The organism is Weissella muntiaci, assembly GCF_008107635.1.
In the GTDB taxonomy this organism is placed as follows: Bacteria; Bacillota; Bacilli; order Lactobacillales; family Lactobacillaceae; genus Weissella; species Weissella muntiaci.
Genome location: NZ_SDGZ01000014.1, coordinates 132,405 through 153,493 on the forward strand (window position 1 = coordinate 132,405; position 21,089 = coordinate 153,493).

19 protein-coding genes are annotated in these 21,089 nt (G+C 41.8%); all 19 read right to left on the minus strand.

All coding sequences use genetic code 11. From position 1 onward, the window contains the following. Positions 1-62 precede the first annotated feature (62 nt). The 19 genes from ESZ50_RS05850 to ESZ50_RS05940 all read right to left on the minus strand — a co-directional run bounded on the left by ESZ50_RS05850 (position 63) and on the right by ESZ50_RS05940 (position 21,036). Positions 63-482 (minus strand): hypothetical protein, encoded by a 420-nt coding sequence (locus ESZ50_RS05850; RefSeq protein ID WP_148622653.1) that lies wholly within the window; start codon positions 480-482, stop codon positions 63-65. Positions 483-658: 176 nt separating this feature from the next. Beyond that, a complete protein-coding gene (locus tag ESZ50_RS05855) occupies positions 659-1,897 on the minus strand; it encodes a WxLIP family cell surface protein (protein WP_148622654.1) in 1,239 nt (412 codons plus the stop codon). 1 nt (position 1,898) lies between these two features. Continuing rightward, complete coding sequence (locus ESZ50_RS05860) at positions 1,899-2,243, minus strand: LPXTG cell wall anchor domain-containing protein (protein ID WP_148622655.1); 345 nt, start codon at positions 2,241-2,243, stop codon at positions 1,899-1,901. 52 nt (positions 2,244-2,295) lie between these two features. Next, positions 2,296-5,952 carry a beta strand repeat-containing protein gene (locus tag ESZ50_RS05865; RefSeq protein ID WP_148622656.1) on the minus strand — a complete coding sequence of 1,219 codons (3,657 nt, stop codon included), beginning with the start codon at positions 5,950-5,952 and terminating at the stop codon, positions 2,296-2,298. A gap of 100 nt (positions 5,953-6,052) precedes the next feature. Next, entirely contained in the window at positions 6,053-6,871 is an 819-nt protein-coding gene (locus ESZ50_RS05870; protein ID WP_148622657.1) for a WxL domain-containing protein, read from the minus strand. 27 nt (positions 6,872-6,898) lie between these two features. Continuing rightward, positions 6,899-7,690 carry a WxL domain-containing protein gene (locus ESZ50_RS05875; protein WP_148622658.1) on the minus strand — a complete coding sequence of 264 codons (792 nt, stop codon included), beginning with the start codon at positions 7,688-7,690 and terminating at the stop codon, positions 6,899-6,901. A 1,171-nt stretch (positions 7,691-8,861) separates the two neighbouring features. Then, entirely contained in the window at positions 8,862-9,275 is a 414-nt protein-coding gene (locus ESZ50_RS05880) for an Imm63 family immunity protein (protein WP_148622659.1), read from the minus strand. Beyond that, the gene (locus ESZ50_RS05885) at positions 9,265-9,543 is read right to left on the minus strand and encodes a hypothetical protein (protein WP_148622660.1); all 279 of its coding nucleotides are present in this window, start codon (positions 9,541-9,543) and stop codon (positions 9,265-9,267) included. Before ESZ50_RS05885 ends, ESZ50_RS05880 begins: the two co-directional genes overlap by 11 nt. A 311-nt stretch (positions 9,544-9,854) precedes the next feature. Beyond that, a complete protein-coding gene (metK, locus tag ESZ50_RS05890) occupies positions 9,855-11,048 on the minus strand; it encodes a methionine adenosyltransferase (RefSeq protein ID WP_148622661.1) in 1,194 nt (397 codons plus the stop codon). Between the two features lie 346 nt (positions 11,049-11,394). Next, complete coding sequence (locus ESZ50_RS05895) at positions 11,395-13,155, minus strand: ABC transporter ATP-binding protein (protein ID WP_148622662.1); 1,761 nt, start codon at positions 13,153-13,155, stop codon at positions 11,395-11,397. Between the two features lie 14 nt (positions 13,156-13,169). Further along, the gene (locus tag ESZ50_RS05900; protein ID WP_148622663.1) at positions 13,170-13,826 is read right to left on the minus strand and encodes a MarR family winged helix-turn-helix transcriptional regulator; all 657 of its coding nucleotides are present in this window, start codon (positions 13,824-13,826) and stop codon (positions 13,170-13,172) included. A 134-nt stretch (positions 13,827-13,960) separates the two neighbouring features. Continuing rightward, the gene (locus ESZ50_RS05905) at positions 13,961-14,623 is read right to left on the minus strand and encodes a hypothetical protein (RefSeq protein WP_222860794.1); all 663 of its coding nucleotides are present in this window, start codon (positions 14,621-14,623) and stop codon (positions 13,961-13,963) included. A gap of 12 nt (positions 14,624-14,635) precedes the next feature. After that, positions 14,636-15,454, minus strand: coding sequence for an oxidoreductase (locus tag ESZ50_RS05910; RefSeq protein WP_148622665.1), 819 nt, complete (start codon positions 15,452-15,454; stop codon positions 14,636-14,638). Positions 15,455-15,566: 112 nt separating this feature from the next. Next, on the minus strand, positions 15,567-16,109 hold the full coding sequence (gene hxlB, locus ESZ50_RS05915) for a 6-phospho-3-hexuloisomerase (RefSeq protein WP_148622666.1): 543 nt from the start codon (positions 16,107-16,109) through the stop codon (positions 15,567-15,569). Between the two features lie 2 nt (positions 16,110-16,111). Beyond that, on the minus strand, positions 16,112-16,732 hold the full coding sequence (locus ESZ50_RS05920) for an orotidine 5'-phosphate decarboxylase / HUMPS family protein (protein ID WP_148622667.1): 621 nt from the start codon (positions 16,730-16,732) through the stop codon (positions 16,112-16,114). After that, positions 16,729-17,694 (minus strand): sugar kinase, encoded by a 966-nt coding sequence (locus tag ESZ50_RS05925; protein ID WP_148622668.1) that lies wholly within the window; start codon positions 17,692-17,694, stop codon positions 16,729-16,731. Before ESZ50_RS05925 ends, ESZ50_RS05920 begins: the two co-directional genes overlap by 4 nt. Positions 17,695-17,714: 20 nt before the next feature. Beyond that, entirely contained in the window at positions 17,715-19,001 is a 1,287-nt protein-coding gene (locus tag ESZ50_RS05930) for a gluconate:proton symporter (RefSeq protein WP_148622669.1), read from the minus strand. 11 nt (positions 19,002-19,012) lie between these two features. Then, positions 19,013-19,765 (minus strand): sugar phosphate isomerase/epimerase family protein, encoded by a 753-nt coding sequence (locus ESZ50_RS05935; RefSeq protein ID WP_148622670.1) that lies wholly within the window; start codon positions 19,763-19,765, stop codon positions 19,013-19,015. A 287-nt stretch (positions 19,766-20,052) separates the two neighbouring features. Beyond that, positions 20,053-21,036: a LacI family DNA-binding transcriptional regulator gene (locus ESZ50_RS05940; RefSeq protein ID WP_148622671.1), complete on the minus strand. Its 984-nt coding sequence runs from the start codon at positions 21,034-21,036 to the stop codon at positions 20,053-20,055. Between the last annotated feature and the right edge of the window lie 53 nt (positions 21,037-21,089).

A 21,089-nucleotide genomic window follows, 5' to 3' on the forward strand; every position in this document is an offset into this window, starting at 1 on the left:
GTTACCAATATTGGTAACCGCCTTTATTTATCGTGTAGCAACAAATCTTCATTTTTTCTATCTTAACTTCGAATCATAAATACGCCACTTAACACCCGCATCCTAATCCCAGTAGCTGTTTGCTCGTAACCATACCCGCCATCACCATCAAGATCAAACGAATGTGGCATAGGCACCTCAAGCACACTCCGCTCGAAAAGCGAACGCTGATCATGTTTTTTTCGCTTCTTATGCTCTAGTTGCTTCTGGTCAGCCTTTGGCTTAGGCTTCTCCTTAGGCGCTGGAGTATCCTCTGAACTAGCTGGCGCTGGTGCCTGTGCGGGTTCTTCAGGGGTTGATTGCTCATCAACCGGGGTCACTTGCTCATGCGGATTTAAAGGATTATATATAATCGAATCAGCCCTAACAGCATCCATATACCCACTTAAAAAGATAAACGTCCCAACTGATAAAAATATTTTCCCACGAATTCTTTTGTACATAACTTCGCCCCACACCCATTCCATAACTATTTTTGGACGAGTTGTTCAATCAACAAGCTAGCCCGGATTTCCATAAAAAAACTCGTATAAATTATGATACTATAGCCACGATTTATACGAGTTAATTTATTGCAAATTCTTAATCTTCAAGCTACACAACCAAAGCTCAGCTAATGTTATTTATCGGTAACCAACCGTACATTATTCCCTTGCTTAACCAATTTCTTATATTCTTTCATTGTCGTCTTACGTTGAATCAAGATTCGATCACCTGCCTGGTTCAAAACCTCTTCCTCGATCGTAACTTCATCATTATCCTTGCGACGCTTCCAAAGAATGAACCACAAAGCCAAGGCCAGCAATGCAAATAAGATTGCCAGAATAATAATGATACTAATCCAATCAATTCGCTGGATCGTCACGTCTCGCTTGTTCAAATCAGTTGCATCTTTACCACTAACGGTAAATTCACGATCGAATTTCCAACGATACTGATACCCAACCCGCTTATTATTAAATTCTTTTGTGTAATATTTTTTCTGATCATCTTTATCCGCATACACAGTCATTTTAAGACGATACTTGCCCGGCTTAATACGTTTACCGTTTCCAAGCGCAATCGGATACTTAAAGTTAGTATTCGGTGCCATCTGCAAGTCTGCATTCTTTGACTCATATAAAAGCTTCTTGCCCTTAGCATCATAAACGCGTGCGTGTATGGCCATTTGATTAATATAAACTGGCAATGGATTTTGCAAAGATGCGTTAATAACATTACGATAATTCACTTGTCCAGCGACAACCTGATGTAACTTCAAACCATCTTCTTCAACAATCTTCTGCGTGAAGACATTGCTTTGATCCGTATTTTGCCGCATCAACAGACCCAATTGAAAACCATAGATATTTTTAATGGCCGTGGTTTTTGCACTTGTCTTTTGATTTGCGGTATCAGCTGCCTTATCAGAGAACGTCAACCCACCAGCAATAATCCCTGGAAAGGCGCTGTCAGGCATTGTTACATGAACGACAACATCCTTACTCTCGCCTGACTTCACAACGACCTCTTCAGGTACGTCAACGAAATCTTTTAAATTATATTTCAGTGACTTATCTGCTTTACCGGCCTTAGGACCATATTCGACCACCCCATTAATATTGGTGGTCGCACTAGCTACCTTTGTTGTAACAGTCACTGTTTTACCACTGTCGTTAGAATACTTCAAATGAAGATCTTCACTTTGACCTGGCGCCAGAGCGATATTAAAGAAACCATCTTTATTATTCACCTGATTATCCGGTAATGTTGGCTCAACCGAAAAGGTTAATTGATTTGCAGACACACTCAGGCTACTTAATGAACCCAGCGTCAGCACAAACATCGCCGTCACAAGCATCTTTAATAATTTTTGCAAGTTATTTTACCCTCTTCGTTATTTTTCTAGGTGTTTGCGACCTAAATGCCATTAGACCAAGCCCCAAAGCCAACATGGTCATTGGCAAGAACAAATACTTCCTCATATTTATATCACCAGTATCGGGCAACACTTTCTTACCATTCTGCTGATTGGCACCATTATAAAACGGGCTATTATTGTTATTATCAGCTGACTCCGAATTTTTGTCAGGATACTTGCCAACAAAGCCAACCTGTCCATTCGTATCATAAGTCGCTACATTATCAGCACTTACATACCCTGCTCCGAGGATAAAAACCATCCATACCGTTACTAACAATCTTCTAACAAGTTTGACTTGCATTCTGTCTCCCCCAAAACCATTCTCATTCCAAAAAGCAATTCCTGACCTATGATTAATTAACTACCGTACTTGAAGGTGTTGCACCAAGCGTCCATACGAGAGCATTATTTGTATCGTAATTACCCGCAATTTGTTTTGAGACGGGAATATCCAGATACAAGCCTTGTTTATTAGTAGAATCCCAATTCTTACTTAATTCAAATTGTCCATTTTGTCCAGAATCTTCCTCATGCACAAGCACCGCCGCTGAAGACACAGCATAAGTTTGACTGCCGTCGCGATACTTCATGTAATCTGCAAGTGAATTTGATCCGCTTACCATTGGGTTTAGTGTTGCGACTTTCAAAGTCCATGAACCTTCTGTTGCCTTAGTTCGTGTATCAGACACTGTAACTGGCTGATCATACGTTGGATATGCAACTAACGGCCGACCAAGAATTGATTGTTTACCAAAATCGATCTTAGTTGGTGTCGTAATACTTAGATTTCCCTCGCTGATATACGCAATTGCCTGTCCCTTACTGTTATCTACGTTATTACCATGATCTGTATTGTAAGCCACCTGCGTTTTAGCATCCGTGGCAACCACATTATTTTGGTTTAACTTAGCCATTCCACTGGCGGCCAAGTCACCTGTAAAGGTCAAAATTGGATAGCCAAGCGCTTTGCCAAACTTTTGTCCTACATAAGTGTTTGCCGCTGGATGTGGAATATCAGTTGTACCTTGCCAATTCAATACTGCATTATTATTAAACTGAATGTCCGATAAATTAAACATCCCCTCGGTTTGCATATATGGCATCATCAAGGTTACATTGCCACCCTGCAAAGCAAGCTGTGCAACAGATGCGATCGTGCTTGTATTTGCCAATTGCAGTGTACTATCACTACCTAAACTCAAATTACCGAGCTTATTATACTGACTACCATGATTGGCCGCGGTTGCACCATTACCATTCACCAATTTGTTTGTAATCGTTAAGTTCGCCTTTGTTCCAACCGTTAGATCCGTGAAGTTCTTGATCGAACCTACCTGGGTCACAGCATTATCGCCAAAATCAATTTTCAGATGATTGCTACCAACATTCACTGCATTTGAAATATCGTCATTTGAGCCAGCGCCATTAATTGTATTAACACTCTTAGCATTTGCAATATCAATTGCCGTACTAGTTTGGACTGCTTGTGACTTCAGTAAACTTTCAGTTGCTGGTGTAATGTTGCCGATTGTATTATTTGTCGCATTAACATTAACATTGACATTTCCTCTTGAACTGGTTCCAGAGGAAGCAATATCACCATTAAGATCATTCCCATTCATGTGATCAACATTGCTAGTATCTGATACGTTCACGCTAATCGTCCCAGCTTGGTTGGATCCCATACCGGCACTAGTTGTGTTATTCTTTGAGCCGTTACCCGCAATTGTTGTTCCAGTAGCCAATGGATCCATCGTATTATTGAAAGCTAAGTTTAGAGTTGTATCGCCGTTGATATGTCCACCACCGGCACCACCAATAATCTCAACATTGCTACCACCAGTAACTTTACCTCCGCTGATATCAACTGTTGTTGAACCCTTGAACCAGTTACCATCGCCACCCTTGAATCCATATACTGAACCTACGAGATTTCCACCAAGCATCAATACTTGCGCATCGCCACCAATGCTTGCCTTAGTAGTCTTACCTGCGGCAACTAATTGTTTGGCGATTGTGCCACCATTCATGGTCACCTCATTGTTGCCATCATGAACAACATCATGATTTCCACCACCATAAACGTAATTTGCTGTACCACCATTCATGTACACAGCAGAATCACCTTGCTGGAAGCCACTCAAATTACCGCCAAAAACGTTATCAACTGTTGTGCCGTTGTTGACGATCACCGCCGATTTACCGGTATGCCAGAAGTAATCTTGATTAATTTGCGTATCTTGTCCACCGCCACCGTAAACATTTCCTGCTGTAACTGGTGTACCACTACCATCGCCGACTTGAACTGTCGTGTCACCTTTGACATAACCTGATAGACCAGCTCCGACAGTATCTGGGGTTATCACGCCGGCACCTGGCATTGAAACAACACCACTCCGTTCAATGGTTGAAATGTTTCCAAGGACTGCGAGTTGCCCTTGACTAGCGCTGGCAATTCCTTGGTCATTCATCCCCTTAGCCGCATACTGATTAGCCTGATCTTGGCTAGCAATCAGGTTGCCAGTGCTGGCAAAGATACTATCAATCGCCGACCCATTTACGGCAGATGTATTTGACCAGCCCATACCACCATAAACGGCGTTGAAACTTCCAGCATTTGCACTACCAGCTTTAATATCATTCACGATATTACCGCTAACGACTCCGCTGACTAAGTATGTCTGCGTCGTCAAATTGATTCCTTGCGCCCCCGTAAAATTAGCAGAACCGCTGGTAAAGGCAGATGTGTCGACCTTGTTATAAATATTGTTTGCATTTCCATAACGTGATCCACCAATGAAGTTACCATTATTTGATGTCCAACTACCGTTTCCCGTTAAGGTCGTATACGTTGATCCTGTGATGTTCGCAGTATGGTTAGCCCCACCAAAAATTGTGGTGTACTTCGTATTCGATGACGATGACAAGAGTGTATTCACATCGCCACTCACATTAACGGTTCCAGCAGACCCACCTGCACCTAGGACAGAATCAACTGTGCCACCATAATTAATCAGATGTAGGTTGGTACTACCATTAACCGTTGCCGGTGAACTAATTCCAAGCGAACCACCTTCTAAATAACTGATCTTACCCGTTGAATTAGGTGCGTTGACCGTCACGTGTGTATCTCCAATTGAGCCTGACTCGCTACCACCCATAATCAAAGTATTCACATTTGCGTCATTGGTGGTCGATCCAATGTAAACATTTGTAGATGCATTCGATGCAACACTGCCTTGGTAACCACCCATGATCTGATAAGTATTATTCCCACCAGCTACTTCAACAGCACCATTATCCATCCAGATTGGTTGACCTTGTGCGAACAAATTGAACTGTCCTGCGGGGGCTGCACCGGTTTCCGGATTTACTCCATTACCCCAGTTGATATTTCTAAACCTTGTTGGCACACCCAAATATAAAGTGTTCGTAAAGGTAACTGTTCGTGCATCCGTCGCTGGTGTATTCAACGGATCAGTTTGCGAGCTGACCATCGTCAAACTCTTAACATTACTCTGTGTTCCTAATGCAGCGAAAGTAATATTGGTTGCCGAGGCGGTTCCCGTAAAATCATTTCCTTCCGCTGATCCTGGAACTTGTACATTAGCACCAAAATATAATGTGAAATCGATTGCGCTGGTGGCAGATCGAGCATCGCTATATATTTTATATAAGGCTGCCTTCACATTTGCTGAGGAAGATGTAAAGCTCCCCCCAGATACAGGTTTACCATTTTCAAGAACTACAATTTGTCCCTTCTGTGTAGACGTCAACCCCGCACTACTAACACTGGCATTGCTTCCAAAATCATTCCGTGCGTCAACAATGCCTTTCGTTTGCAAACTTGGCATGTTCAATGAAGACATTGGTACATTTTGCGTTGCTTGCGCGGAAACAATGTTTGAGTTATTAACTGATAACCCCATTACCACCTGGGTAACTAGGCTAGCCCCCAGAATCAGAAGTCCCGTTAAGCTGATTCGATTCTTTTTAGTAATTAACATCATAAATAGCTCTCCCCCGCAATAAATCAAAACCATATTCTGTCTTCTATGTACACTCTGGTAGAACGCTCATCGTTCACCGGAGTATTTAAATATTTAGCGCTTATTTGACAGCTGTTGGTGTGTCACCAAGGGTCCACAAGAAAGTTGTCGTATAAGTATCAGCCATCTTTGCTGTTGTACCAGGCACAGCCAAGGTAACATCGCTGTCAGTTGATGGTCGTGCAACAGTTGTGTTGTCGGCCTTCCAACTAACTTGATCATTCTTCAATGATGCGGCTGTTCCAAAGTCCAACAAGTGGGTTCCAGAAGTACCATTAGTGCTTCCTGCACTAGCCGCAGCTCCTGACATAACATTGACGCTTGAACCGTCTGGATTCAAAGTTGCAGTATCAACGTTAGAAACTGAACCATCCAAGACCGAAGCCGTCACGTGGTTATCATTTCCCAAGGTAACTTGGGCTCCGTTCAAAACGGCCCCTGAAGTTGTCTTGAAATCACCTTGTTGTGCAACTGATAATGTCCAACCTTGGAAAGTTCCCCGGTTATCAGTAATCTGTGCATAATCAGGTCCAAATGACTTTGAACCATCAGCATGTGCATACTGTTGTGAAGCCGCTTGGTAGGTCTCGTCCGCAGTGGTAATCTTTTGAACACCAAAGTCGAGTGATGAAGCAAAATCAAGTGACAAAGGTCCATTTGTACCAGGGGTTACCGGCTTTGTTGGATCAGTTGGATCAATTGGGTCAACAGGATCGGTCGGATTCAATGGATCCTTAGGATCAGTTGGGTCAGTTGATGCAATGAACCCAATTTGTCCATTTGAAGTATAGCTATTAACCGTAGCGGCCATTGCAGATACACTACCTAGTACTGAAGCGGTTAAGGCTGTCGCAAGCGTTAATCCCAATACCTTTTTCATATTCATATTCTCCCCAGAAAATTATTCTTATTTAATTGCGGTGTTTGCGCTTGGTGTTTGTGAAAGGTTCCACTTAAGCACTGATGTATAAACGGCTGCACGCTTGGTAGCTGCACCTGGTACAAATAGTGAGATTGCCTTACCACTATCTGCCGCCGCTACAGTTGCCTTGTCAGTACCAGAAGCACTACCGTAACGTGTAACCCAAGTTCCCTGACCCTTGTTTGCTTCAGCAGTTGTCACCTTAGCAGTAACTCCTGGTGTCAACGTCAATGAACCTTGTGTGTCAGGAATTCCTGCATCAGAACTCGCAGTTGTCAAAACATTCCCGTTTGTAAATGACAAACTTGCTCCATTCAAAGGACTTGATCCATCACTCATCTGCCCAACTTGGGTTACGTTCAATGACCAGCCTTGGTCGCTACCAGTATTATCAGTAACTTGCACGTAGTTTGGACCATAAGTTGTTACACCACTTGCCGTCTTATACTCTTGTGGTGCCGCAGTATAAGTTTGATCACTAGATACAATCTTTTGCGTTCCGAAATCCAATGATGAGGCATAGTCGATTGATAATGGACCATCTGTACCTGGTGTAATTGGCTTCGTTGGATCCGTTGGATCAACCGGCGTAACTGGATCTGTTGGATCTGGGTCTGTTGGATCAACTGGCTTTGTTGGATCCGTACTTGCTTCCAATGTTAGTGTAGCGTTTGAATTGTAATCAACTGGTGTAGTTGCTGCAAAAGCAGTTCCTTGTGACAAAGCCAAAAGCGCAACCGCCGTTGATGCCATCAACGTTATATTCTTCTTAACCATAATATCTCCCAATAATATGTATCTCAGTAATAAAAGATACCAACCAATTCTGCCCCCGGCTTGTTTTATAAAATAAGCTGCGATTTACATAACCTATGTCTATCGCGTCATCTAATATACAAAAGCTCGCTGAGCATTATGAAATTCCCCTACTTAGCTTAATGCTTGCCTATTTTGAAAATCCCCCTATTATTCACCCCCTACACACTTAATTCGTTTATCCACAACCTTTACTGCAAATAAGTATAGCTTAAAGGACGCTTAAATTCATTTTCTTTTTTTTCCCAAATATGCAAAATTCTGAAACAAAATTGTGATAGTTTCTTCATTGGTTCTTCATAAGTTTGCTTTTGCTGAGGTTGGATAATTACATGGGTCCGCGATGTAGAAATAACAGCCACCTTTAAAACAAACCATGGTGAGGTATTTCGTCATTCCACGTGTAAAGGAACTTGCTTGATTCAACCAAGGACATAGCTCAATAAATATCTATCAATCTCTTCCGTTTTTTTGGCAACGACTTTTGTAATCTCTTGATAAGAGGACGACATTTATAACTATGAAGCCTTATATATGCTACAATGAACGTACATAGATAAAACAATGTGGAGTTCACATTCTTTCGAGTTCGTTGCCTGCCAGCAACGAACTTTTTTTATACAAAAAAGCCCCGTCCTGCCAGACGAGGCACATGTACACACTAATTACGAGAATTAAAGTACTTTTGCAACAAGATTACTATTAATGCTCCTAGAATAGACCATAATACGGCTTGAAGCTGTTGCAATACATAGACAAAGCAATTCAAAGGAGCTCACCTCCTTTCCCGGTCGTTAATCTCACAACCTCAAATAATATTGTATCATCGATCTTCCACGTATTTGCTAGGTCGCCAGCAAGCAGAATAACCTTACTTGCACCATCTGATCAGAAAATTGTTTCCTGTTTTTTGTTCCTCGCTTCTTATAATAAGATTTCCGGTATTGCTGAGATTTATGACAACTTTTTATTTTGCCTATATAAACTCAATTTCTAATCACCTTTTGCTTTTAAAAGCTTAATCTAGTATTTTTTCAAATATCAAGTTTAAGAAAAATTCTCCTAAAGCATAAAAAACACGATGTTAACTTCGTGTCTCCCATATATTTTAAAGTTTTCCACTTTGCGCCATTTAGTAATCATTAAATGGCGATACCTTCAGGATGTCTTTAATTTCTTGCGCTGCTCGCTCTTTATATGTCTCATCAATTATGTTCAATATTTCCAACTGTTTACTGAATAATACTCTTCTAAAATCTTGATTTTCAACTCTATTACTAACTTCAAAAGTTAACGCCATTTCAAAAGTAATATCTTTGAATATTTGAAATAAAAAGTCGTCCAAATTATCAGACTCGAACATTAATGTAATTATCCCGCGTTCACTGAAAATATATTTCAGTACTCCATTTTCAAAAACTACATTATTACGCTCAGGCAAAATGTTTCCATCCAAGCTAATATGCGGATATAAAGCATTTCCATCGTTTAAATTTATCTTTCTGCCATAAACAAACAATTTACCCTTTAATTCTTCAATCATCATTATTCAATTCCAATTTTGAAAATTTTTCAAGAAATCTCTTATCGTTATCCGCTTGCGATCTCTTATCAATCCATTTTCTACCATTCATTAAGTAATGCATAACCTCTTCAGCGTCATCAAGAGAACTGAATGCCTTTTTCTCCAACTCTTCATCAATTCTAAACTTTGCATTATCACCAAATGGTCCCACCGGCCACATCATAGTTAACTTGTTGTTCTCCTTGATAACAGCAAAACCATTACCCCTTCTTACTTCTCGATTTATCATTCTAGTTTCCTTTCTTGAAAACTCTCAAAATTGTATAATCCCCACTCTTTTGTGCGGTCCATAATATCCTCAAAATCTTGGTTATATTCATTATGTTCTCTGCAAACTTAACAACCTTCACAAAAGAGTTTGCCACAATAATAAAATACTTTCTACCGATTTCAAACCATTTAAAAATTCTTTCAAAAGTATTTGCATTTGATCGTTAAAAAATTTTTGAATAATCTTTAGCAATGCATTCTTCATTACCAACCTAAATCCAACTTTAAACAAAAAAAGACACGAAGTTAACTTCGTGTCTCCCTCATAAATTACAAATTAAAATATGCCTTCAAAGCATCAACCTTATCCAGACGTTCCCATGGCAAGTCCAACTCAGGACGACCGAAGTGACCGTAAGCGGCCGTTGCTTCATAACGTGGCTTTTGCAAATCCAAGTCTTCGATGATTCCAGCCGGACGCAATTCAAACAAATCACGCACTGCCTCAGTCAACTTATCTTCTGAAACCTTACCAGTACCAAAAGTATTCACGTTAACAGAAACTGGATGTGCCACACCAATAGCATAGGCAACTTGAATTTCAGCCTTATCAGCCAAACCAGCCGCCACAATGTTCTTCGCGATGTGACGAGTAGCATAGGCAGCTGAACGGTCGACCTTAGTGGCATCCTTTCCAGAGAAAGCACCACCACCATGACGCGCATAACCACCATAAGTATCGACAATAATCTTACGACCAGTCATTCCGGCATCACCCTTTGGTCCACCAATTACAAAACGACCAGTTGGGTTAATGTAATACTTAGTATCAGCATCAACCATTTCGGCAGGAAGCACTGGTGCCAAGATGTGCTCACGAACATCCTTACGAAGTTGTTCAAGCGTTACATTATCGCGGTGTTGCGTTGACAAGACAACTGCATCAATTCGAACTGGAACATCATGCTCATCTAGTTCAACCGTTACCTGTGCCTTGGCATCTGGTAGCAAATAGCTAAGTTCTCCTGAACGGCGAACATCAGCTTGCTTCTTAACCAACTTGTGTGACAAGACGACTGACAAAGGTAGGTATTCATCAGTTTCATTAGTAGCAAAACCGAACATCAAACCTTGGTCACCAGCACCAATTTCGTCAAGTGGATCAACACCACCATCTTCACGTTGTTCAATAGCTGAATTAACACCTTGTGCAATATCGGGTGATTGTTCATCAATCGTCAAACCAACGTGTACATCGGAAGCCAGGAAGCCAGCTTCTGGATCATCATAACCAATCCGTGCTAATGTCTTACGAATAATTTGATCCATGTTCACATAAGCAGTTGTTGAAATCTCACCAAAGACATTTACATATCCAGTGGTTACAGACGTCTCGATTGCTGTATGCGCATTAGGATCAGTTGCTAGGATTGCATCTAAGATTGCATCAGAAATTTGATCTGAAACTTTGTCAGGGTGCCCCTCAGACACTGACTCTGATGTAAATAAGCGCTTCTCTACCATAATAAATTTGTACTCCCGAAATAATATTATTGTGTAAGAAACAAACAAAAACCAACACATCTCCATCCCTGGTGACATATTGGTTTCGCCTAATATGCCTATCTACTAGAAAGTACCACATCGTCCCAAGCATAAACTTGGGGTAAGCTGGTGTCAGATCGTCGGGTCTAGTCCCTCCCTGAACTCTGGATAGGAAGTCTGTATTAATTTTTCTTTGAATCGTTTAAATCACTTAAACTAGTGTATCACATCTGGATTAACTGGCAAGTATTTATTACCGTCCAAGTGATCATATAATAAACAAAAATTGACTAGCACAATCGCTAATCAATTTACATTCTGCCGATTAATTTCCAACCGTTAACTGTTCGGAAACATATTGTGCATACAACGGATGGTTAGCAACTAATTCACTATGCTTACCGGCTCCGGTTACTGCACCGTGTTCAATAAAGTAAATTTTGTCTGCATCGACGATCGTTGATAGCCGATGAGCGATCACCAACGTTGTCCGTCCCTGCATCAATGTATCCAAAGCCTTTTGAACCATTGATTCACTTTCTGAATCAAGACTCGCTGTAGCTTCATCCAGCATTAAAATCTTAGGATCACGCAAGAAGGCACGTGCAATCGCAATTCTCTGACGTTGTCCACCAGAGATTTTAACCCCGCGTTCGCCGACTTGAGTATTAAGCTGCTCCGGCATCTGCTCAACGAAGTTACGCGCGAACGCCAACTCCAACACATGCCATAGTTGATCATCACTATATGCACCTTCAAGACCATAAGTCAGATTGTCGCGAATCGTTCCCGCCATGATTGCCGAATCTTGCGAAACAAAACCAATTTGTGAACGCCAATTTTCGAGTGAAACTGATTCGATTGAGTTATCACCGATCATAATCTCACCACTGGTTGGTTGATAAAAACGCTCTAACAAGCTGAAAATTGTCGACTTACCACCACCGGAAGGTCCAGCAAAGGCAACAATTGTATTTGGCTTAGCTTCAAAGCTGACATCATGCAAGATTTGCTCACCAGTATCGTAACCAAAATTCACATGCTTAGCGGCAAGGGTTGCCCCCTCAACATCAATTGTTTGTCCAACAGTCAAACGTTCTTGATCTTCAACTAGTAGCTCATTCAAGCGCTCCGTTGAACCAGCCGCCTTCGACAAATCGGTAAAGAACATCCCTAACACTGGAACTGCTCCAATCAGGTTCATTAAGTACATCAAGAAACTCATTAACGTCCCAATTGCCATTGCGCCAACTGCAACTCGGTGAATCCCATATGCCAACAAGCCGAAGATTGTCGACATCATCAAAAGCATCATAACTGGTTGCATGGATCCATCAAAGATTGCTTCCTTCAATCCAATCCGATACAACTTTTGAATACTGAATCCTGCTGCACGAGTGGCCTGTTGTTCGCCGTTTGATGACTTAACTAAACGAATTTCTGAGAGCACTTCACTAGCACTACCTGAAAAATCGGCTAGTGAATCTTGGCGGGCACGCGCAATCTTGCTGCCAAAAATTGCCAAAGGCGTAATTAGAATTGCCGCGATTGGTACAACCGTGACCATTGCAACAGTCATATGCCAATCCATCCGCCACATCATTACGATTGATCCTAGTAACAGTAGCAAGCTCGAAAGAGTCTGTGGTACTGTTTTAGCCAAGAAATCCTTTACCTGCGAAGTATCATTAATTAGTCGACTGTTAATCTCACCAACTTTAACCTTGTCGAAGTACTTTACTCGCAAATGAACTAACTTATCCCAAATCTTCTCACGGAGATTTTTAACAACGTTTTCACCGAAGAAGCCTAGAATAGCCGCTCCAATTGCTCCCAACAACATGGCAACAATATAAACACCGACAACTTTACCTAAAACGCCATAGTTGATTCCTTTACTAAAACCATCAATCAATGGTCGAATCATCTTGGGTACGATCAATTGCAAGATCGTACCACCAATCCCTGCGCCCAACCCAATTACAAACAAACTGTACTTAGGTCTCGTAAGTCCAATTAACCTGAAAAAACTTGCGAATGACAATTTGCTACGCTTTGGTTGACTAAATGCTTGCTTCCGTTCCATGACCTGAGTTCCTCTTACTTAGTTTCCTTTTTATCGTCGGCTGACCACTTCCCAAAGTCCCAGCCATTATTGCGCCACATTTCACGGCGCATTTCATTTCCCATCCGTTGCATCTCACGACGCATATCGTGGTCCATTTGATGCTTGTTACCAAAACGATGGTGTTCTGAACCCATTGGGCCAAATTTACGAATGTTCTCCTCATCGAAGAAATCGAAATCATCGTCACCTTGATTTTCAGCAATTAATTTTTGCATAATCTCAGCCAAAGCCGCACGTTCTTCCTCGTCCAACGCACCGAAGATCTGCTCTGATGCTTCATCGTGCTCTTCAGTTCGCGCATCTTCCAGCGCACGACCTGCATCAGTTAGGAACACCCGACTGACGCGCTTATCATTTTCATCAGCAACCCGCTTAACAAGATCACGTGCTTCCAAGTTCTTAACCTGGTTCGTTACGCTTGATGGCTTGATATCCAACAATTCTGAAATTTCAGTGTTAGTTAGTCCATCGTTTTTCCACAGTTGAACCAATAATCCTTGCGCCCCATTACGACCTTGGCGACTCCGTAAGCGCTCATTTCGCATTTCACTATGCAAAGCCATCAATACCTTTGGATTACGCAAGAACTTCGAAAACAGTTGAACTAATGAATTTGTTTGTTCTGACATTTGTTTTACCTCAATCTTTTTATTTAGTTTTGTTTTGTATTTACTAACAAAATATATTATGAACCGTTATTTAGTTTTGTCAACACCAAACTAAATAAAAAGCTACGGAATATTAAAATCCAGTAGCTTCCGTGTTATTTATCTTTAGCTTTGCTCTCTGCAATCGCTTCTTCAATTGCGGTTACAATCAACATTTGCTTCATTGAAACTTTGTCATCATCGCCTAATCGTTCAATCTTGATTTGTTTAGTCAAATGCCAGCGCTCTGTAGTTGCTCGATACAGCTTGACTCCTTGGGTATCTTTCACCTGATAACCGGTTGAGAATAACTGCCAAGGATTCCGCCTTGATGCGGCAATCACCGTCCCCGACTTGTCCAAAAACTGATACTGATGCCAGAATAACGCCCAAACATTCTCACGTAATGCCCCATCAAATTCACCGGCCTGATTATAGAAAACACCCCCGCGTGCAATCGATAATGACAGCATTCGACGTGATTGTTGCTCCGAATAGATGACTGTGCCATCAGAGCTTTCAATCTTTAGCGAATCGCCAAAGGGATGCCAGAAATCGCCAGTCAACGTACCAACCACTTTCCCATCAATCTTAATGTCATAAGATGTTGAGAGGCGGAAGAACTTTTGTACCAGTTCAACCTTCTTCGCCTGTTCCAACTGTTCATCTAATTTCTGTGCCGGCGTTTTACTTGCAGCATAAATCGTCAGTGGTTGAACAAAACTAGTAATTACCATTAATAACAATATTAACTTCTTTAACTTCTTTAACTTCTTCAAATTTTTGCTCACTTACATAATTTTCTGAATTAGCCAATCAAATAGTCGATCGCCAAAAATATTCTTAAATGCCACTGCGGGCTTTGCACCATAGCCAACCAAATAATGCGTCCTTGGCCGGCGAACCGTAACCGCCTTAACAATTTTATTAGCAATTACCTCCGGCGCCGTTAATTTGCCATTCTGATATAAGTTCCGTAAATTGGCCGCCTTTGTTTTAGCGGCTGTTGCATAGGCCCCATGGCTTGATGCTTCTTCAAAGTTATCTGCCGCGATCAAACCCCATTGTGTCTTAATTGCTCCTGGTTCAATTAAAATTACATCAATTCCAAAAGGTGCGACCTCAATCCGCATCGAATTCGAAAAGCCTTCCAGCGCAAATTTACTGGCGTGATACCATGCACCATACGGAGTCCACATCCGACCACCCATCGATGATATATTAACGATTTTTCCAAACTGATGTTCACGCATCGACGGCAAAACTAACTGCGTCAAACGTGCCAAACCAAAGATATTTACTTCAAACTGGCGACGAGCTTCCGCAATGCTTACATCTTCGACCGCTCCATATGATCCGTAGCCCGCATTATTAACTAAAACATCAATACGACCTTCAGTTGCCAAGATCTTTTCAACCTGAGTTTTCATTACCTTCTCATCGGTAACGTCCATCGCCAATGTTTTGATCCCAAGTTCTTCCAAATCGTCCATTAAAGCAACTCTTCTGGCAACGCCATTAACAACGTATCCTGCCTGATTCAACGCTATCGCCGTTGCCTTACCAATCCCTGATGATGCTCCCGTCACTAACGCTACTCGCTTTTCCATATGATTACTTCAGTCCTCAATTTATTTGGTCTTATTATATAGCCAATCCCGCAAATTTCATACTAAAAAAGCGTAAAGTGGCTGTTTACCACCTTACGCTATTTATAAGTTATTACTCCATATTTGAATGAGTTGCTTTGGCAGTATCATTCGAAACATGATCGCGTCGGCTAATCATTAGTGTTAATACATCCAAGGTCACATGCACACTTTGATCAAAGAGCGTACTCAATAATTGAATTGAAGCTACACCATCACCGGCTTTGGTAGCTCCTGGAACAATAATTGTCGCCACTCCAAGTTGGGCTAATGGTGAATTGGCATTACTTGTAACACCAATTACATCAACCCCATTTTCTGCGGCGCGCTGTGCTGGTTCGACTACTGAGCCAGTCGTGCCTGAGCCAGATACTGCTACCAAAACATCGCCTGGCATAATTGATGGCGTAATCGTCTCACCAATGACAAAGACCGTGTAGCCAATGTGCATGAGGCGCATTGCAAAACCTTTAACCATCAATCCTGAACGTCCAGCACCCAGCACAAAGATCCGACGGTCTTTTGTAATCACTGCCTCAGCCTGTGCTAGTTGCTTTTCATCAACCTGGTGCATCACCGTACTAATTTCTGTTAAAACTTCATCAATCAACGCCATGTTTATAATGCCCCCTTAAATTGCTTACCTGCTGCTACTGGATCATCAGCACCAGCAATCTTTCCACCAACAATTGCAACTTCCGCGATCCCATCAGCAGATAATTTTTGCACCTGTTCAAGATCAATCCCACCAGCAACTGCAATGTGTTGGATACTTGGAAAGACTTCATGGAAGTGTTTAACTGAACCAGCAGCATCAAAAGCATTTGCACTGTCGTGTGAGTGATGTAATCCAAAAATGGCATCTTCAAAGATTAATAGTGGCTCAATGTCTGCCTCATCCATATTCAACAAGTCGATTAGCACCTGCTTATGTGCTTTTTGAGCAACTTCATAAACAGCTTTTAAGGTTGCCAAATCGGATGCACCCATTACGGTCAAAATATCAGCGTTGGCCTCATAACCCTTTTCAAATTCATAAACACCCTCGTCGATTGTCTTCACATCCATCAACAGAGCAGACTTTTGCAAGGTTGCCTTGATGTCCTGCAAGGCAATCAAACCGTAGTCTTTAACCAAAGATGTCCCCAATTCAATCACATCGGCAATTCCGTCTAAAGAGGTTGCCAAATCAATTGCGGCTGCTAAACTTACTCGATCAATTGCTACTTGTAATTTCATTCTGCTTCACTAACTCCTTCTTTTTCATAAAATGCATTCAATTCAGCTGGTGTTGGGTAACCATCATTATCCCCCGGTGTCTGGACTTGCATTGCTCCCACAGCGTTTCCGCGTAGGACCGCTGCCTGCATAGACTTATTTTCAAGCAATGCAGTGATTACACCCAAAGCAAAACCATCGCCGGCCCCAACTGTATCCACAACATGATCAACCTTGAATCCGCGAACCGTGTAACTCTCACCCAACTTGGTTTGTACATAAGCGCCATCAGGGCCAAGTTTAACAATTACAACTTGTGTTCGGTCACCTTGAAGATAGAAATCAGCAATTTCTTTAGGATCTTCACTCCCCATTAAGATTTTGCCTTCACCAATCCCTGGTAGAACAATATCTGCATACTGTGCAAAATGATTAATATTTTTAATCATCTTTGCATCGTCCCCCCAAAGGGCTGGACGCAAATTTGGATCAAAGGTAATTAACTTTTCAGCGGCCACCAGCCGGTCAAGCAAATGTTGAAAGGCCTCGTTGGTCGTTTCTGATAGAGCTGGGAAAATACCAGACATATGGGCAATCTTTACATCTGTGAGATCAATCTGATCAATCACATTCGATGACAAGTGCGAGGCAGCTGAACCACGACGATAATTGAAGGTAGCCGGGTCACCATTGGTAACCTGCTGCTTCAATTGGAATCCGGTCCAGAACGTTTCATCCTCTGAAACGTAATTTGTGCCGACACCGTGCTCTGCAATAACCTTTTTTGCATAGCCACCCAATGGATCAACGCCCAAACGACTCGCATATTGCGTTGCATGGCCCAAGCGTTGCACACCGATTGCTACATTTAGCTCGGCTCCTCCCAATAGCTTGAAATAGTTGATTGTATCAACTAGACTAGCATCTGCGTCTGTTGACATAAAAGTTACAACTGGTTCACCAATCGTCAAAAATTCACTCATGTTGTCTTCCCTCATTGTTCTTACATTATAATTAATACAGCTAGAATTACGTTAATAATTGATACAATCCACATTACCGGCACACCTTGCTTCAGCAAAGTTTTACCGTCAACCTTCATGTAGTTCAATGCCCAAACATTCCATGATTGTGTTAAATCAGTTGAGACGGCCATCAAACTTGGTACGTACATCAAAGGTAGTAAGATTGCGTCTGGAAAAACATGGGCACCTGCTAGAACGGCTGCTGTTGCAGCACCGGCACCCCAAACGTGCAAAGGTCCACGGAACAGTGCCAAAGGCGCCGCGATTCCCAAAACCAATGCCAAAACCCAGATATTATGTGGAATCACACTTGTCAGCAAGCTTTGGAAGCGAGCGGCGTTGATTTGGGCAGCGCCTGCAAACATCGTCAATGCCATCAAGAACATGATCAATCCAGCAATATCAGAAATGGACTTTTGAATTGTGTCATTCAAGAACTTTATGAAGCCATTTCCGCGCTTCATTCGACCGGTCAACAACATTCCTAGTAACGTTGCCAAGATCAACGCGGGAATTGCATCCCAATGAAAGACCATGTTCATAAATACAGGCACAATCGGTACGAAATAAGCTAAAACATTAATCTTACCGACCTCTTCGTTTTTTTCAGTTGCACCAACAATCTGCAAATTCTCAGCAGCCTTTGAAGCATCGAATTCCTTTCGATGCAAGAATAGATAGACGACCACTGCCAACAATTGAACGGTCATTGCTGCAAGTCCAAAGGTGATGTACTTGCCACCATAAACTGCTGATGGGAAGAACGCCTTAATTTGGTTGAATAAGACCACATTCAGATACATCGGAGCACCGATTGAAAGAATGAAAGTTGTTAACGCAACTTTCCGTGGCAATCCAATTGATAATAGAATTGGCAACAAGATTACTCCGATTGCAATTACTGAGCCGACACCATAAGCAGAAACAAAGATTAATGCTGTTACCAATACAACTAGGATTGCTGCCAGCATGGCATTCTTTTTACCAGCCTTGGCTGTTTTTTGTGAAATAGCTGGAGCGATCCCAGAGTCAACTAAGACGCGTCCAAACCATGAACCAAAAGCAATATACATAATCGTTGGCGCATAATTCAATGCTGGTGCAGCGATTACCTTTTGGATGAAATCGTTGAATGGCACCAAACCAATAATCGACCAAAGGACAGCCATGATGAAGAAGCCCACCATTAAGTTGCCACCCTTGAAGATATAATAAATGAAACCTACAAAAGTTAATAATAGTAAAATCGCAATTATCGTATTCATTTTCTCAGCCTCTACTGACGTTCTTTCATTGCAACGTGCATCTGATCAACCTGCGTCTTAACGGTCGCATCGTCTGGCATTGGGAATTCCAAGGCGACATCAGCTGTCGCTGGAAGCAACGCGTACAACTTTCGCCAATCAAAGACTCCAGTTGACAAGTCAGTCGTCACTGTTAGACTACCGTCTGCAGCCTTCGCTACATTTTTAAAATGCAAGTAGTCTGCGTAAGGTGCCAATTCAGTCGCCGCTAATTCAGCGTCACCCTTGGTATAAGCCCAGTTGCCTAAATCGTAGACATAACCGATTTTGACGCCAGCTTCCTTTGCAATTTTAAGAAAGTTTGCGATTGGCTCCAGATGACCACTAACCTCGGTTTGATCATTCTCAATGTTCAAGGCAATATTGCTTGGCCAGAAGCTAAAATCGTTTGCCAAATCACCTTGATAATTTGCAAAATCGCCAAGATTGAACTTTAACTTGCTAGCACCTAACTGGCGACCCTCTACTAGGTAATTCGCTAATTGAGTATTTAACTTACCAGCAACAAAGAGTTCATCTGGAACACTTAAAGCAACTGCCAAATGGTCTTTCTGGGCTGCTTCGTGAACTGCCGGAAGCTCATTGGTCAAATCCTTGAAATACTCACGACGAACTTCAATTCCGTCTGCCCCTAGTTCAGCAACACGCTTCACAAGTTCGGCTTGCGTAACACCAGATTTTATTTCAGCTTCAAACACCCAAGTATTGATAAATAACTTTTGCATTTTCCTACCCCTAAATGATTAATGTTTTTTGGGTAAGCGCTTAACCAAAGACGAAAAATAAAAGATGCCTGCACATCTGAATACTTATTTAGTATATCATTTTTCTTGGGTAAGCGCTTAACACGATCCGTAGATTACTTTAACACGCCCTTTTTTGTTTGTAAACACTTACATTGCTAATTAGGACATCCCTGTATGCCTTAGCTCACTTTCCAAATCAGATAAAACATCCTGAATATTCTATTATTACGAAAAAGGAGACTGGTTATTAAACCCGCCCCCTAATCTTATCTATACTTTGCTGCGATAACTATTTTCTCAGGTGCTCCATCTTGCCCCTGCTTCAATATCTGTTTTAATAGCAACTCTGCTGCAGTCGCTCCCATCAAAAATGGATCCTGTTGAATCAACTTCATCTTTGGATCAATTACCTTTGCTAAGGCAGTATCTGCAAAACCGGTTAATGCAATCTGCTCGATTAACTCACCATGACGAATTAATGTTGGCAATAACGATAACAATATCCGTTCCTTAAACACCACGACTAAAGTCTTTTGCCCGTTTGCTAATTTCTCACGTAACGTCTCATAGACCTTTTCGCTATTCATTGTATGCGCGGTTACATTGATCATTTCTGCATCCGGGAAGATATTCTGCACACCCTGCCAACGTTCCTCACGGGTTGAAATCCCACTAATCGGCTCAGTTATCACCACCGCTTGCTTAAAGCCAGCCTCACGATATGCCTTACCAACGCGTTCGATCGCCTGTTGATTATCGGTTACCACACTATCAAAAACATCCGTTTCAAACTCGCGATCAATTACAACAATCGGCAAATTTGCTTTTAATGCGCCTCGTAATTTATCGGCATCATTGGTCAACGGCTGAATAATCAGACCATCAAAATTCTGATGGCCAATCCGCGCTAATAAAGATAGTTCGCGTGCCTCGTCTGAATCGGTATCAAAAAGCACTCCAGTAAATTGATTTGCTTCAAGGATTGAAGAAGCTCCCTTAAAAAATTCCGTCGAAAAATAATCATCTACATTAGCCGCCATCACTGCAACTAGGTGACTTTGTCGGGTCATCAATTGTACCGCCGACGCATTTGGTACATAGCCGGTTTCATTGATGATTTTTTGGATATTCTCGGCTGTTTTTTGCGACATTTTCTCTAAATGACCGTTCATGTACCTCGATACCGTTGCAATACTAACACCGGCACGTTCAGCAATATCATTAATATTCAAATTACTCTCACTGGGCATGTATTGCTAACCTCACTCTGTCTTATTATCCTTATTTTAGCATTTTATGCTGA

What these genes read in the sequence shown, in the direction of transcription:
- ESZ50_RS05850 (WP_148622653.1), bottom strand. Translation starts at nt 482, where the DNA reads ATGTACAAAAGAATTCGTGGGAAAATATTTTTATCAGTTGGGACGTTT.
- ESZ50_RS05860 (WP_148622655.1), bottom strand. Translation starts at nt 2,243, where the DNA reads ATGCAAGTCAAACTTGTTAGAAGATTGTTAGTAACGGTATGGATGGTT.
- ESZ50_RS05865 (WP_148622656.1), bottom strand. Translation starts at nt 5,952, where the DNA reads ATGATGTTAATTACTAAAAAGAATCGAATCAGCTTAACGGGACTTCTG.
- ESZ50_RS05870 (WP_148622657.1), bottom strand. Translation starts at nt 6,871, where the DNA reads ATGAAAAAGGTATTGGGATTAACGCTTGCGACAGCCTTAACCGCTTCA.
- ESZ50_RS05875 (WP_148622658.1), bottom strand. Translation starts at nt 7,690, where the DNA reads ATGGTTAAGAAGAATATAACGTTGATGGCATCAACGGCGGTTGCGCTT.
- ESZ50_RS05880 (WP_148622659.1), bottom strand. Translation starts at nt 9,275, where the DNA reads ATGATGATTGAAGAATTAAAGGGTAAATTGTTTGTTTATGGCAGAAAG.
- ESZ50_RS05885 (WP_148622660.1), bottom strand. Translation starts at nt 9,543, where the DNA reads ATGATAAATCGAGAAGTAAGAAGGGGTAATGGTTTTGCTGTTATCAAG.
- metK (WP_148622661.1), bottom strand. Translation starts at nt 11,048, where the DNA reads ATGGTAGAGAAGCGCTTATTTACATCAGAGTCAGTGTCTGAGGGGCAC.
- ESZ50_RS05895 (WP_148622662.1), bottom strand. Translation starts at nt 13,155, where the DNA reads ATGGAACGGAAGCAAGCATTTAGTCAACCAAAGCGTAGCAAATTGTCA.
- ESZ50_RS05900 (WP_148622663.1), bottom strand. Translation starts at nt 13,826, where the DNA reads ATGTCAGAACAAACAAATTCATTAGTTCAACTGTTTTCGAAGTTCTTG.
- ESZ50_RS05910 (WP_148622665.1), bottom strand. Translation starts at nt 15,454, where the DNA reads ATGGAAAAGCGAGTAGCGTTAGTGACGGGAGCATCATCAGGGATTGGT.
- hxlB (WP_148622666.1), bottom strand. Translation starts at nt 16,109, where the DNA reads ATGGCGTTGATTGATGAAGTTTTAACAGAAATTAGTACGGTGATGCAC.
- ESZ50_RS05920 (WP_148622667.1), bottom strand. Translation starts at nt 16,732, where the DNA reads ATGAAATTACAAGTAGCAATTGATCGAGTAAGTTTAGCAGCCGCAATT.
- ESZ50_RS05925 (WP_148622668.1), bottom strand. Translation starts at nt 17,694, where the DNA reads ATGAGTGAATTTTTGACGATTGGTGAACCAGTTGTAACTTTTATGTCA.
- ESZ50_RS05930 (WP_148622669.1), bottom strand. Translation starts at nt 19,001, where the DNA reads ATGAATACGATAATTGCGATTTTACTATTATTAACTTTTGTAGGTTTC.
- ESZ50_RS05935 (WP_148622670.1), bottom strand. Translation starts at nt 19,765, where the DNA reads ATGCAAAAGTTATTTATCAATACTTGGGTGTTTGAAGCTGAAATAAAA.
- ESZ50_RS05940 (WP_148622671.1), bottom strand. Translation starts at nt 21,036, where the DNA reads ATGCCCAGTGAGAGTAATTTGAATATTAATGATATTGCTGAACGTGCC.